Raw genomic sequence first — 12,810 nt, 5'->3', positions numbered from 1 at the left:
TTTAATGAAGGGGATAATCCGTGCTGTCTGCATAAGTGAAAAAAAAGGAACGCCCAAAATAGACATCAAAAGTGTAAACATAATAGAAAACTTTGGCCTTCAAAATGATGCTCACGCCGGAAGCGAACGTCAGGTCAGTCTTCTTTCCTGGGATAAGGTCGAAGACTTTAAGAAAAGCGGTGCTGATGTTACAGCCGGTGACTTTGGAGAAAATCTTCTGATAGAAGGCTTTGATTTTAAAACCTTCCCGGTCGGCACAAAATTCAAATGTAATGATGTAATTTTAGAAATCATCCAGATTGGAAAAAAATGCCATTCTGCCTGCACAGTAACCCAGCGTACAGGAAAATGCATTATGCCTTCTGAAGGAGTTTTTGCCCGAGTCCTTCATGGCGGAAAAGTTTCGGTCGGAGATGAAATCGAACTGATCGAAGGAAGACGTTTTTCTGCCTCAGTTTTAGTTGCCAGTGACCGCTGCTCAAAAGGAGAACGGGAAGACAAAAGCGGACCTGTGATTAAGGAAGTTCTGGAAAAGGCAGGCTACCTTGTTACAGGTATCACACTTCTTCCAGATGATGAGGAAGGACTTTACAAGACTCTCTGCCAGCTTACAGACGTTCAGAAACCAGATGTAATTTTCACTTCCGGAAGCACAGGCTTTTCTCCACGTGACATGATGCCAGAAGCTACAAAACGCGCCGCTACAAAAGATGCACCGGGAATTGCAGAAGCCCTCCGCGCCTACAGCATGACCATCACACCGCGGGCAATGCTCAGCCGCGCAGCAAGCGTCATCCGCAATAAAACCCTGATTATCAACATGCCGGGAAGTCCAAAAGCCGGAAAAGAATGTCTTGAATACATTCTCCCTGTTTTAGAGCACGGAATCCCAGTTTTACGCGGCGAGGGGGATGCATGACAGTAAGCCCTCTAAAAATCAGAAAGATATACCCGGATGGAAGTCAAAAAGAAGAGGAAGTTCTGGCCCTTAACGAACATAGACTTTCGATCATCATAAATGGGAAAGAAATCTTTTCTTTAGTCTGCACAGAAGCAAATCTTATGGAACTTGTTGCAGGCAGACTTTTAACCAGCGGAATTATAGACAAAAAGGAAGATATTGCAAATATCCGCTTTTGCGAAAGTAAAGCCCGGGCTTTTGTAAGTCTGAAAGAAGAAATTGTATGGAAGGAAAGCAATAGTACAGAAGCCTCCTGCTGCTCAAAAAACAAAGAGTTTGCACAAAATGCTAATGAAATTCCTCTCCCCCTTTTACAGAAAAGAGACTGCCCGTCTGAATGGATTTTTTCTCTTGCCAAAGATTTTTCTAAAGACAGTGCAATCCACACTCACACCGCGGGCACTCACCGCTGCATTCTTGCTGTAGAAGGAAAAAGTATTTTCAGCGCAGAAGACATAGGCCGTCATAATGCGCTGGACAAGGCCATAGGCTACATGCTTTTGAATGATATCCCGGCGCAAAAAGTCATTCTTTTTACGTCAGGACGCGTCCCTGTAGATATGGTAGAAAAAGTAATCCAGGCAGGAGTGGGAATCTTAATTTCAAAATCAGTTCCCACCGCGCAGTCCGCAACTCTTGCCAGTGAGCACAAACTTACTTTAATCTGCCGTGCCTGGCCAGACAGTTACGAACTAGTCTGCTAAGCCAGCATATTCATAACCGGCTTCTTCAACAGCTGCCTTAATCAATGCCTGATCAACCTCTTTTGAAGTTTCAATTGTTACAAGATTTTCTTCGTGAGAAGCAGTAGCACTTGTAATTCCATCGATTGCTTCAAGAGCCTTTTTTACGTGCGCTTCACAGTGGCCGCACATCATACCTTTAACTGTAATTTTCATAGTATTCTCCTTTCCCTTTACGGGAGCTTTTACTGATTTATCTTTCTTTGCATCGTAAACTTTTATAAAGTTCAGACGCAGGGCATTTGTAACTACGCAGAAGCTTGAAAGCCCCATTGCGGCTGCTCCGAACATAGGATTCAGACTCCAGCCAAAAGCGGCAACATAACAGCCGGCAGCAAGTGGAATGCCGATTACATTGTAGAAAAATGCCCAGAAAAGATTTTCGTGTATATTACGAAGTGTAGCCCGGCTGATTCTAATGGCTGCTGCAAGATCCATAAGGCTGTTTTTCATAAGAACGACATCCGCAGAGTCAATGGCAACGTCTGTGCCGGCCCCAATTGCAATTCCAAGATCTGCACTTGCCAGGGCTGGAGCATCGTTTATGCCGTCTCCTACCATCGTTACTTTTCCCTGCTTTTTAAGTTCGCGGATTACAGCCTCTTTTCCGTCCGGCTTTACAGAAGCAATTACTTCATCAACCCCAGCCTGATTTCCGATTGCCCGGGCAGTTTTTTCGTTATCGCCGGTTAGCATTACAAGGTGCATTCCCATATTTTTAAGCTGAGAAATTGCCGCAGCAGAATCTACCTTAAGGGTGTCTGCCAACGCAAGTAAGCCAAGAAGTTTATTTTCACTGGCAAACAAAACAGGAGTTTTTCCCTGGGAAGAAAGCTGGCCAATGGTATTTTTTATAGAAGAAATATCAGTTTTTGCACTTTCTTCTATGTATTTTGCGTTTCCGCCGTAAATCGTTTTGCCATTTAAGCTGGCTTTAAGGCCTTTTCCAGCAGCTGCTTCAAAATCAGAGCATTCCAAGCTCTCTACCCCATTTTCCTTGGCGTAAGTTACAATCGCCTTAGAAATCGGATGCTGGCTTTTTGCTTCAAGCGAATAAGCGGCAGTAAGAAACTCTGATTTTTCAAGTCCCTCTGCAGTAACGATATCAGTTACCTTCATGATACCGGTCGTAATTGTTCCGGTTTTATCAAGCGCAATAATCTGAGTTCGTCCAGCCTGTTCAAGTGCAGCCGAAGTTTTAAACAAAATTCCAGACTTTGCCCCGATTCCGTTTCCCACCATGATTGCAACAGGGGTTGCAAGGCCAAGAGCACAAGGGCAGCTGATTACAAGCACCGATACTGCCCGGGCAATTGCATAGCCAAAGGTCTGTCCAGACAGAAGCCAGACCACAAGCGTTACAGCCGCAATCCCTATTACTGCCGGAACAAAAATGCCAGAAACACGGTCTGCAATTTTTGCAATTGGAGCCTTTGTTGCCGCTGCATCACTTACCATGCGGATAATTTCTGAAAGGGTTGTGTCTTCACCAACGCGGGTGGCACGGCATACCATATAGCCAGAAGTATTAATTGTAGCAGAAGTCACCTTATCGCCAGGTGCTTTTTCTACCGGCAGACTTTCTCCTGTCAAAGCAGATTCATTTACAGCACTTTGACCTTCAGTAACCACACCGTCTACCGGAATCTTATCTCCCGGGCGCACAACAAAAAGATCGCCAACCTTTACATCTTCTACCTCAACAGTCTCTTCCTTTCCGTCTACAAGAATTACGGCAGTTTCCGGTGCAAGCTTCATCAGCGCTTTTAAGGCACTTGTGGTTTTTCCTTTTGATTTTGCTTCCAGCATTTTGCCCACAGTAATCAAAGTCAAAATTGTAGCCGCAGATTCAAAGTAGAACTGATTCATAAAATACATAATCTGATTTTTATCAGCCTGTAAGACAGCTCCTGTCATTGCAAAAAGAGCAAAAACACTGTATCCAAAGGCGGCAGTCGCACCAAGGGCAATCAGTGTATCCATATTCGGCGCCTTGTGAAGAAGCCCCTTAAATCCGCTTACAAAAAATTTCTGATTTATCACCATTACAAGGGCAGAAAGCAAAAGTTCGTAAAGTCCCATTGCGACGTGATTACCGTCAAGAAAAGCTGGCAAAGGCCAGTTCCAGAGCATGTGCCCCATAGAAACATACATCAAAGGCAGAAGCAGAATTACAGAAGCAACAAGACGCTTTTTCATTTTTGGAGTTTCGGTATCCTTAAGCTCGTCTGCGTATGCTGCTTTTGAAGCATTTGCCCCTGAAGCACCCGCTTTCGAACTTTTCAAACTTGCGCCATATCCCGCAGCCTCAACTGCCTGAATTACAGCGTCTGCAGAAACCTGACCTTCCACTCCCATAGAATTAGTCAGCAGGCTTACTGCGCAAGATTTTACACCCGGCACGGCACTTACAGCTTTTTCAACCCGAGACTGGCAGGCAGCGCAGCTCATACCAGTTACATTAAACTGTTCCATAAAGCCCCCTTATTTCATCAGCTTTTGAAGAGTGCCGACAAGTTCATCAATAACTTCGTCGTTACCAGAACGGATATTTTCTGCCACGCAGGTTTTCAGATGATTTCCCAGCAGCACCTTATTAAAACTGTTAAGCGCAGATGTAATTGCCGAAACCTGCATCAGAATGTCGGTACAGTAGGCGCCGCTTTCCAGCATGCCCTCTACCCCGCGAACTTGACCTTCAATTCTTTTCAGACGGTTCATCAAATCTTTTTTTTCTGTATCATCACGTTCCTTGTGTTTTCCCGAACAGTAAGGACATTCTTCAATATTTTCTTCTGACATAAAAATCTCCGGAATTCTCAATTTTTATACATACCCTATGGGGGTATATTTACAATGCAGAGTATATACCTCCTGGGGGTATCTGTCAATAAGACATCGTGAAATTTTCCAGAAATCAAAAAGGTGGATAAAAGAAGTCGTTAAACTACGAAAATCCTGTAAAAGTGGAATTCAGTAGTCGAAGTGGATTCTGGTAGTTATTATTAAATTCTGTCTACCAAAACAGTGGATAACGGTAGTTTTTCGAGTGGAATTTGGTAGTCATCAGCCGACAACTACCAAATTCCACTGTTTAAAATTTTAAACAGACTACCAGTCTCCACCCGATTAACGACTACTGAATTCCACCGCCAAAAATCATCATTAACAGTTAAGATAGTGTTTAAAATTTCATACAAATTTGAAATAAAAGCAGAAAATCCGTAAAAATCATGGATATTAGTAGTCGTTATGCCTATACCCCACTCAAAAAGGCTTATAGTTAAAAAGAAAACGACTACCAGTATCCAAAACATTGGATTTCGGTAGTCGTTCACCTATGGTCTATTTAAAGAATGGATTTTAGTAGTCGTTACAATCCCTGAGCCTTAAGGATATCAACAGCTCTGGCATCTGTTACCATTTCCATTTCAAATGGCAGCTCATTCTGAAGTTTAGCGGTTCTTACAGCTTCTTCCCACTGTTCAGGAAATTTTGTCTTATAATGCTGAATTTCAAGCTCTTCCTGATTTATCATCTGTTTTTCGCTGATTTCTTCGGCAGAGTCAGTACTTTCGATTTTTAAAATTTCAGCCTGGGAACAGGTAAATTCAAATGCAACAGTTTTATGATTTTCAACAATTTTTGCATAAGAAATCTGAAAATCCTTATTAACCTTGTTTACTTCTTCAAGCGGATTTTTTACAACCTTGGTAATAAAGTTATTCATGCGGTCTTTGTAAGCATCCTTGTCGATTTTGAACATGGTCTTAATCTCATCAACTTTGAGAGTGAACTTCCATTCATTCTTTTTATTTCCGTAGCGGCCTTTCATATTATAAAAAGAACAGGCAAGCTCAAAATATCTGAGGGCAAAGAAAGACTGGATCTCTCCTATGGTCTTTATATTCATTGCAGAAAACTGCTTGATTTCTTTCCATTCCTGAATTGCAAGTCCAATCTGAGGGTTAAAGTCCAGTTCAATCAGGTCTTTTGTTTTGTCATAGGTTGCAGAAGAAAACCAGGTATAGGCCTTATATTTTTCTTCGGTATTTTCAACCTGAATTACGCTTGTAGAAAGTTCCTCAACCGCCCTTTTTACCTGCTTGTAAGTATTTGAGCCTTTAGAAATTCCAAGTCTGTTTATAAATTCAGAAATAGAAAATGAACTTTTAAAATGATGAAGAACATCAATGTTTGTATAAACTGATGAGTTCAGATTTTCCGGATAATGATTGATTTTAAGAATACAGTAAGCAATTAATTTTCTTGCGGTTGGACTACAGGAATAGATACCACGGCTTATACTGTTTGACTGTACAACAATTTCTTTATCTTTCGACACTTTTGCCGAAGAAACACTTTTTGAATTCATAAAAGCCCCTCATTCTTTTATAAATTTATATATTTATTATTTAAAGGACTTGTATTTTGTTGTAAGATAAGGATTTACTAGCCCACCCGACTACTTATATCCATACTTTCAACTACCGATGTCCTTTTATCGACTACTTTTTTCCACAAATTCGACTACTTATGTCCAATTTTGCGCTAAAATCAGGCCAATGACTTTAAATTCTGAATTTTCAAAGTTATACGACTACTAAAAGTATAAAGCCGGTAGTTTATATTTTCAATATTATTTTTCTCTTATAAGGGCTTTTTGAAGGAATTTCTATAAATTTTATTTTTGACGACTACTATTATCCACTTTCTTGGGATATTATTTTCAATTTTTCGATATAAATAACAAAACGACTACTTTTTTCCACCTTTTCTTCTATTATTTACTTAGTTTTTGGTGGAATCCAGTAGTCGTTTGGCTTTTTTCTAGCTTTCCTGATGAACTTCGCGCAAGCCGCCTTTGTTCAACAGATATTTTCCGCTCTGAACATCGCTTATCAGATGAAGCATCGCAATTTCTACTCCCTGTGTTGTATTCAGATCGTGCTCAATAAAGAACTGCTTCCAGGCCTTTCTGGTCGATTCCTTTACAAGCATTGTAAGATGCACATCTTTTTCAGGCTCTTTCTGATTTTCTGCTGCCGGTTCAACTCTTTTTGGTTTTCCAGGATTCATCAAATCAGATAAAACAGCTGTATTTCCTGCAAGGTCTTCTGTCTTAATTTTTACTCCTGCCATTTTTTTACCCTACCCTATTTTAAATCTTCTGCAAGTTTTTTGATTGTATCAAGCGTTTCTTTTTTAGTTCCTGTAAAATCCTGAATTGCAATGTGCGCACTCTGAACCTTACGGTATGCCTGATCAACCGGGATTACATAAAGGTTGTAGCCGTGTTCCTTAAGTGGCATGAACTGATTAAGAATGATTCCCTGCTGCGAGATGCGGTCATCCTTTGCGTTGAATACGATTTTATTAAAGGTCGGGCGAGCCTCGTCTTCTTCCAGGTTATCGTTAATGAAAGACTGAAGGCGGTCATTAAAAATCTGAAGTCCGTCCTTAGAAAATTCATCCAGCTGAAGAACTGCCACAATTTCGTTAGTTGCATAAAAAATTCCGCGCTCAAAGTTTCCGAAGCTTGGTGAAGTGTCGATTACGCAGTAGTCAAAATTTTTAGCAATCTCTTTAAGGGTCTTCTTGATTTTTCCCTGATTTCCGCCTGCCTTGTTTTCAGAGTACTCTTTAAGCTCTCCTCCGATTCCGGCTGTTGGAATAATAAAAAGGTTCGGAGTTGAGGTCTGGTTTACGCACTGCTCCATGCCGCATTTTCCGTTCAGCAAATCTGCAAACTCATACTGCATTGTCTGAATGTTAAGCCAGGTTGTAGCGTTTCCCTGAGGGTCTGCATCTATAAGAATTGTCCTGCCCGATTTTGCAAGTTCAACTGCAAGACTCACTGCCGTAGAGGTTTTTCCTACCCCACCCTTTTGCAAAGCCACAGTGATAATTTTCATAAAAAATAGCCTCCCAAAATGTTTTTTAATTTTCAAGCATTTGATTTATTATACTTCAAGAAAACTTTTAAGTCCATACCAAAATACCGCAGTTTATATTAATATACTACCGCTATACCGCGTAATAAGGTAGAAATTAGGTAAACAATAGGTAGTAACTAGGTAATAAATACCGTAATACCGTAATATTAGGTATAATCTAAAACCGGCCCTAGGATTGCTTCTGACGCGTTCTTTTCAAAAAATCATGTAATATCATTACCCCGCTCTCAGAAGGCCGTTTTTATCCCTTTTTTGAATTTTCTAAATTTGCCCGTAAATTCTCTTGGGCGGGGGCTAATTTCCCAGTCGCAACTCCGGGTTCGCTAACGCTCATTCGTCCGCTGTGCTCCCGAACAAGCCCTCCGTTTCTCCCGCCGTACGAAGACTGACAATTGTGAACAGTGCTTAAGAAACGGCACAATTGATATGTAGTAAACCGAAAATGCTTCCGCGGGGAACCATGCTTTGCTCCGCCAGCTTTTCGCTCGCCGCAAGCTACGCTTGCTCTGTAGGCTTATTTACGCGTTGTATGCCTCGCATCGCGAAAAAAGCGTCGCAAATCATGAACCCCCGCTACGCATTTTCTAATCCTACATATTAATTTCCCTGGTGGATAACAGTAGTTGTTGTAAAGCAGGTGGAATCTGGTAGTTGTAGTCTGTATTACAGACAGCCCTGAATAAATATCTGTATCTACCTAAGTAATCGGTATATACCGCAAAATTTAATTACAATACGGTATAACGGTAACATATAGGTATATCGGTATAAAGGTATTATTCAATCTTCTTTTTTCAATCTCAAAATTTACGCTATACTATTTATCATCCCCAGTGCGGAATAATCAATGGACAGCAAAACTTATATCGCAATTGACCTTAAAACTTTTTATGCCTCTGTAGAATGTCGTGAACGCGGTCTCGATCCGCTGACGACAAAACTCGTCGTTGCAGACAAAAGCCGCACAAGTAAAACAATCTGCCTTGCTGTAACTCCTGCTCTCAAAGCCTACGGACTCAGCGGCCGTTCAAGACTTTTTGAAGTAGAAGCAAAAGCCCGCGAAATCAAAAGACAGACCGGTAAGGAACTGGAATACATTGTAGCTGTTCCACGCATGGCCCTTTACATTCAGTATTCAAGTCGAATCTATAATGTCTATTTAAAATATTTTGCCCCAGAAGACATTCACGTTTATTCAATAGATGAAGTTTTTATAGATGCAAGCTCCTATCTTTCTTTCTATAATCTTTCAGCTCACGAACTTGCAGTAAAAGTAATTCACGATGTTCTAAAAGAAACGGGCATTACAGCAACGGCAGGAATTGCACCAAATCTCTATCTCTGCAAAATTGCGATGGATATTGTTGCAAAGCATATTCCTGCAGATAAGGACGGAGTTCGTATTGCAGAACTTGATGTGGACTCTTATCGCAAACAGCTCTGGAATCATCAGCCCATAACCGATTTCTGGAGGGTAGGGAAGGGGACTGCCCGCCGCCTGGAAAAGTATTTTATCCGAACAATGGGGGATATTGCCAGAACCTCTCTTTCTAATCCAAAGATTTTATACGATGAGTTTGGAATTGATGCAGAAATCCTTATGGATCACGCCTGGGGTCTTGAGCCTGTGGGAATGAAGGATATCAAAAATTACAAATCCCTGGCAAAAAGTTTTGGAAGCGGTCAGGTGCTTCACGAGCCTTATACTTTTGAAAAAGCAAAAATCATTGTGCGCGAGATGGCAGAACTTCTTGCACTCGACTTATTTAAAAAAGAGATGATTGCTTCTTCTATAACCCTTTATGTCGACTATGATATAGAAAGTCTTAATCTAAAGGATTTTGACGGTGAGATTGTATGGGATTATTACGGCCGCGAAACTCCAAAACCTGCCCATGCAAGCTGGACTTTTGGCAGCGAAACCAATTCTTCAAAGCTGATAGTAGAGGCTTTTGTCAGCCTTTTTGAAAAGAATGTAAATCCCCTCTGGTTTGTGCGCCGTATAAATATAACCGCCAATGGAGTTAAGCCTTTAAGCGAGCGCCAGCCCGGCCTTTTTGACCAGATTGATAAAGCCGAAGGCGGCTTAAATCAGGAAAAAGAAGACAGTCTTCAGAAAGCCCGCCTTAAAATCATCAGTAAATATGGAAAGAATGCAATTCTAAAAGGAACCAACCTTGAAGAAGGGGCAACAACCATAGACCGTAACCAGCAGATAGGAGGGCACAAGGCATGAAGCCTCAGAAAGATTATTCAGATATCATCAATCATGAATGGAATTATGCTTCCCTTTCTAACCGCATGCCCCTTGCCCAGCGTGCAAAAATTTTTCTTCCATTTGCTGCCCTTACAGGTTATGACGAAGCCCTGCAGGAAACTCTTAAGGCAGAAATTGCAGAAATGGAAGAAAAGCACGGAGAAGATTTATCATTTTGAGGCTTTTATGCAAACAATACCTATTGACTAAGTAGGTAATAACACGCTATAACAAAAATATAATAAAAAACGAGGGAGCCTTTTAGACTGCCTTGCGAGGAGAATGCTATGAAAAAAATTACTAAAATTGTTACTGTTGCATTAATTGCAGCATCTGTACTTGCACCATTGAGTGCTAAGGCAAAGAAAGGTGTAAAAATCGCTATTCCAAACGACACAACAAACGAAGCACGCGCTCTGCTCCTTCTTCAGGACAAGGGCTACATCACTTTGAAAGATGGAGCTGGAATCACAGCAACTCCACTTGATATCAAAGACAATCCTTACAATATCAAATTCCAGGAAGTTGAGGCTGCTCAGGTTCCTTCAGTTCGCCGCGATGTTGACTTCGCAATCATCAATGCAAACTACGCTTTGGGCGCAAAACTCAATCCTTCTAAGGACGCTCTCCTTGTAGAAGGTTCTTCTTCAGCTTACGTAAACATCATTACTGTTCGTGCAGGAAACGAAAACAAACCAGAAATCAAGGCATTGATTGCTGCAGTTCAGAGCAAAGAAGTTAAAGACTTCATCACAAAAACTTACGACGGCGCTGTAATTTCAGTTGTTGATAATCCTACAGACGGCTACGATTCTACAGTTGACTACGCAGCTCTTAAAGGAAAGACAATTTCAATCGCTGCTACACCAACACCTCACTGCGAAATCCTTGAAATTGCAAAGAAGACTCTTGCTGCAAAAGGCGTAAACCTTAAGGTTTTGGAATTCACAGATTACGTTCAGCCAAACAACGTAGTAGAAAGCGGCGAGGTTGACGCAAACTTCTTCCAGCACGTTCCATACCTCGAAGACTTCAACAAAGAAAACAAAACACACCTTGTTTCAGTTGCAGGAATCCACGTAGAACCATTCGGACTTTATCCAGGAAAACAGAAGTCTTTGGACGCTATTAAGAAATAGCGAAATCTAGGGGAGGGGAAAGCCTTCCCCTACACGCGCACTTCGTTGCGCGCTACCCCTTCTGCGGGCTCAATCGCCGCCCGCAACGCCTGCTTATTTTACCCAATAAACATAATTTTCTTTACGAGGAGCGGCAGCCTTTACTCCGCCTTCTTCGATGTATCCCAAAGCCACGTGGCCGATTCCTTCAAAATCACCTTTAATTCCAAGATCATCCAGCAGCTTCTTTCCAAAATCACTTTCAAATTCCTGCTTTGCCCGGTGAATCCAGATTGAACCGATTCCAAGTGCTTCAGCGGCATTCATTAAGTTTCCCATAACAAGAGAACCGTCGTAAAGGTAGTTAGGAGTAGCGCCTTTATCAGCCAGCACAATAAGAATTACCGGCGCACCATAAAAAGGATCAAAGCCTTCGTTCCAGCCGCCGATTTTACGGTTTTCCTCGCTGATTTTATCGCGGAGCTCTTTATTAGTAACGGCAATAATAATTGAAGGCTGCTTGTTCATTCCGCTTGGGGCAAAAGTTCCCGCCCGGATAATTGCATTCAAATCTTCTTCTTTCAGCATTTCAGACTTAAACTTACGGCAGCTTCTGCGGCTTTCCAGTACTTTTAAGGTTTCGTTCATTTGTATTCTCCTATCAAATTAGTATGTTGTAATAATAACTATACGGAAAGGAAAGCGTCAAATAATTTAGGGTTATATTTTCTGTGTGGAAGGTCATGTAATTTTTCGCTATAATTACTTATATGATAGAAATTCAAAACCTTTCTAAAACTTTTGAAACTTCCAGCGGGTCGGTGGACGCCCTTAAGAATGTTTCAATTACAATTAATAACGGTGATATTTTTGGAATTATCGGAATGAGTGGTGCCGGTAAAAGTACCCTTGTTCGTACAATCAATATGCTGGAACGCCCTACCGACGGTAAGGTTGTGATTGACGGAGTGGATATTGGTAGTCTTTCTGATAAGGAACTGCGAAAAATCCGCCGCACAACAACTATGATTTTTCAGGGCTTTAACCTTCTTATGCAGCGCAACTGTCTTAAAAACGTTTGTTTCCCACTTGAACTTGCTGGAACTCCTAAAGTTGAAGCCAGAAAGCGCGCCCTTGAGCTCCTTGATCTTGTTGGCTTAAAAGATAAGGCAAAGGTTTACCCGGCTCAGCTTTCGGGCGGTCAGCAGCAGCGTGTGGCTATTGCCCGGGCCCTTGCAACAAACCCAAAGGTTTTGCTTTGTGATGAGGCAACCAGTGCCCTTGACCCAAATACTACAAACTCAATTCTTGAACTTATCCGCGACATCAATAAACGTCTTGGAATTACAGTTATCATCATCACTCATCAGATGAGTGTAGTAGAAAGTGTCTGCAACCGCGTTGCAATTCTGGAAAATGGCGTTGTTGTCGAACAGGGCGATGTAGAAGAAATCTTCAGTCAGCCAAAATCTCAGGCAGCTAAAAATCTTGTTTTCCCTGAGGGCGAGGATGACATCAAAGGTATTTCTGACAAGCAGGAAAATATTATCCGCGTGGTTTTCAACGGAGCTGTTGCGGCAAACCTTCCTATGGTTGCTCAGCTGGCAATTGAAAAAGGCATTAAGGCTAACATCTGCTGGGCTTCGACAAAGAGTATCGGTGATAAGGCTTACGGTTCTATGATTCTGGGTTTTGCTTCAAAAGATGAGATGAGAACTGCTATTGATTATCTGGCCGCAACAAATGATGTTGTTGTAAACGAGTTGTAAGAGAG

General features: G+C 41.6%; 12 protein-coding genes. 6 read left to right on the top strand and 6 right to left on the bottom strand.

All coding sequences use genetic code 11. From position 1 onward, the window contains the following. Positions 1–4: 4 nt before the first annotated feature. Together MSI_RS02995 and fdhD are read left to right on the top strand one after the other, a co-directional pair. On the top strand, positions 5–919 hold the full coding sequence (locus MSI_RS02995; protein ID WP_009103569.1) for an MOSC domain-containing protein: 915 nt from the start codon (positions 5–7) through the stop codon (positions 917–919). Then, the gene (gene fdhD, locus MSI_RS02990; RefSeq protein ID WP_009103567.1) at positions 916–1,665 is read left to right on the top strand and encodes a formate dehydrogenase accessory sulfurtransferase FdhD; all 750 of its coding nucleotides are present in this window, start codon (positions 916–918) and stop codon (positions 1,663–1,665) included. Before MSI_RS02995 ends, fdhD begins: the two co-directional genes overlap by 4 nt. Here the strand turns inward: fdhD and MSI_RS02985 are convergent. From MSI_RS02985 to MSI_RS02960, 5 genes are all read right to left on the bottom strand, one after another. Next, on the bottom strand, positions 1,654–4,179 hold the full coding sequence (locus tag MSI_RS02985) for a heavy metal translocating P-type ATPase (protein ID WP_009103565.1): 2,526 nt from the start codon (positions 4,177–4,179) through the stop codon (positions 1,654–1,656). The genes fdhD and MSI_RS02985 overlap by 12 nt on opposite strands. A gap of 9 nt (positions 4,180–4,188) precedes the next feature. Then, positions 4,189–4,506 (bottom strand): metal-sensing transcriptional repressor, encoded by a 318-nt coding sequence (locus MSI_RS02980; protein WP_009103564.1) that lies wholly within the window; start codon positions 4,504–4,506, stop codon positions 4,189–4,191. A 571-nt stretch (positions 4,507–5,077) separates the two neighbouring features. Beyond that, the gene (locus MSI_RS02970; protein ID WP_009103563.1) at positions 5,078–6,079 is read right to left on the bottom strand and encodes a replication initiation protein; all 1,002 of its coding nucleotides are present in this window, start codon (positions 6,077–6,079) and stop codon (positions 5,078–5,080) included. A gap of 455 nt (positions 6,080–6,534) precedes the next feature. After that, complete coding sequence (locus MSI_RS02965) at positions 6,535–6,846, bottom strand: hypothetical protein (RefSeq protein ID WP_009103562.1); 312 nt, start codon at positions 6,844–6,846, stop codon at positions 6,535–6,537. Positions 6,847–6,860: 14 nt separating this feature from the next. After that, positions 6,861–7,619 carry a ParA family protein gene (locus tag MSI_RS02960; protein WP_009103561.1) on the bottom strand — a complete coding sequence of 253 codons (759 nt, stop codon included), beginning with the start codon at positions 7,617–7,619 and terminating at the stop codon, positions 6,861–6,863. An 889-nt stretch (positions 7,620–8,508) separates the two neighbouring features. Here MSI_RS02960 and MSI_RS02955 point away from each other — a divergent pair. The 3 genes from MSI_RS02955 to MSI_RS14990 all read left to right on the top strand — a co-directional run bounded on the left by MSI_RS02955 (position 8,509) and on the right by MSI_RS14990 (position 11,057). After that, on the top strand, positions 8,509–9,897 hold the full coding sequence (locus tag MSI_RS02955) for a DNA methylase (RefSeq protein WP_009103560.1): 1,389 nt from the start codon (positions 8,509–8,511) through the stop codon (positions 9,895–9,897). Beyond that, entirely contained in the window at positions 9,894–10,097 is a 204-nt protein-coding gene (locus MSI_RS02950) for a hypothetical protein (protein ID WP_009103559.1), read from the top strand. The genes MSI_RS02955 and MSI_RS02950 overlap by 4 nt, the downstream gene beginning before the upstream one ends. A 108-nt stretch (positions 10,098–10,205) precedes the next feature. Then, on the top strand, positions 10,206–11,057 hold the full coding sequence (locus tag MSI_RS14990) for a MetQ/NlpA family ABC transporter substrate-binding protein (protein ID WP_009103558.1): 852 nt from the start codon (positions 10,206–10,208) through the stop codon (positions 11,055–11,057). 93 nt (positions 11,058–11,150) lie between these two features. Here MSI_RS14990 and MSI_RS02940 read toward each other — a convergent pair whose 3' ends face one another. Continuing rightward, positions 11,151–11,684, bottom strand: coding sequence for a nitroreductase (locus MSI_RS02940; RefSeq protein WP_009103557.1), 534 nt, complete (start codon positions 11,682–11,684; stop codon positions 11,151–11,153). A 122-nt stretch (positions 11,685–11,806) separates the two neighbouring features. Here MSI_RS02940 and MSI_RS02935 point away from each other — a divergent pair, with 122 nt between their 5' ends. Beyond that, positions 11,807–12,805, top strand: coding sequence for a methionine ABC transporter ATP-binding protein (locus MSI_RS02935; RefSeq protein WP_009103555.1), 999 nt, complete (start codon positions 11,807–11,809; stop codon positions 12,803–12,805). The last annotated feature ends 5 nt before the right edge of the window (positions 12,806–12,810 follow it).

This window comes from Treponema sp. JC4 (genome assembly GCF_000260795.1).
Lineage (GTDB): Bacteria > Spirochaetota > Spirochaetia > Treponematales > Treponemataceae > Treponema_D.
The sequence above is the reverse complement of the archived record's forward strand: the minus strand, read 5'-3'. Positions and strand labels throughout refer to the sequence as shown.

Coding starts and splice junctions, on each gene's coding strand:
- MSI_RS02995 (WP_009103569.1), top strand. CDS start 5: ATGAAGGGGATAATCCGTGCTGTCTGCATAAGTGAAAAAAAAGGAACG.
- fdhD (WP_009103567.1), top strand. CDS start 916: ATGACAGTAAGCCCTCTAAAAATCAGAAAGATATACCCGGATGGAAGT.
- MSI_RS02985 (WP_009103565.1), bottom strand. CDS start 4,179: ATGGAACAGTTTAATGTAACTGGTATGAGCTGCGCTGCCTGCCAGTCT.
- MSI_RS02980 (WP_009103564.1), bottom strand. CDS start 4,506: ATGTCAGAAGAAAATATTGAAGAATGTCCTTACTGTTCGGGAAAACAC.
- MSI_RS02970 (WP_009103563.1), bottom strand. CDS start 6,079: ATGAATTCAAAAAGTGTTTCTTCGGCAAAAGTGTCGAAAGATAAAGAA.
- MSI_RS02965 (WP_009103562.1), bottom strand. CDS start 6,846: ATGGCAGGAGTAAAAATTAAGACAGAAGACCTTGCAGGAAATACAGCT.
- MSI_RS02960 (WP_009103561.1), bottom strand. CDS start 7,619: ATGAAAATTATCACTGTGGCTTTGCAAAAGGGTGGGGTAGGAAAAACC.
- MSI_RS02955 (WP_009103560.1), top strand. CDS start 8,509: ATGGACAGCAAAACTTATATCGCAATTGACCTTAAAACTTTTTATGCC.
- MSI_RS02950 (WP_009103559.1), top strand. CDS start 9,894: ATGAAGCCTCAGAAAGATTATTCAGATATCATCAATCATGAATGGAAT.
- MSI_RS14990 (WP_009103558.1), top strand. CDS start 10,206: ATGAAAAAAATTACTAAAATTGTTACTGTTGCATTAATTGCAGCATCT.
- MSI_RS02940 (WP_009103557.1), bottom strand. CDS start 11,684: ATGAACGAAACCTTAAAAGTACTGGAAAGCCGCAGAAGCTGCCGTAAG.
- MSI_RS02935 (WP_009103555.1), top strand. CDS start 11,807: ATGATAGAAATTCAAAACCTTTCTAAAACTTTTGAAACTTCCAGCGGG.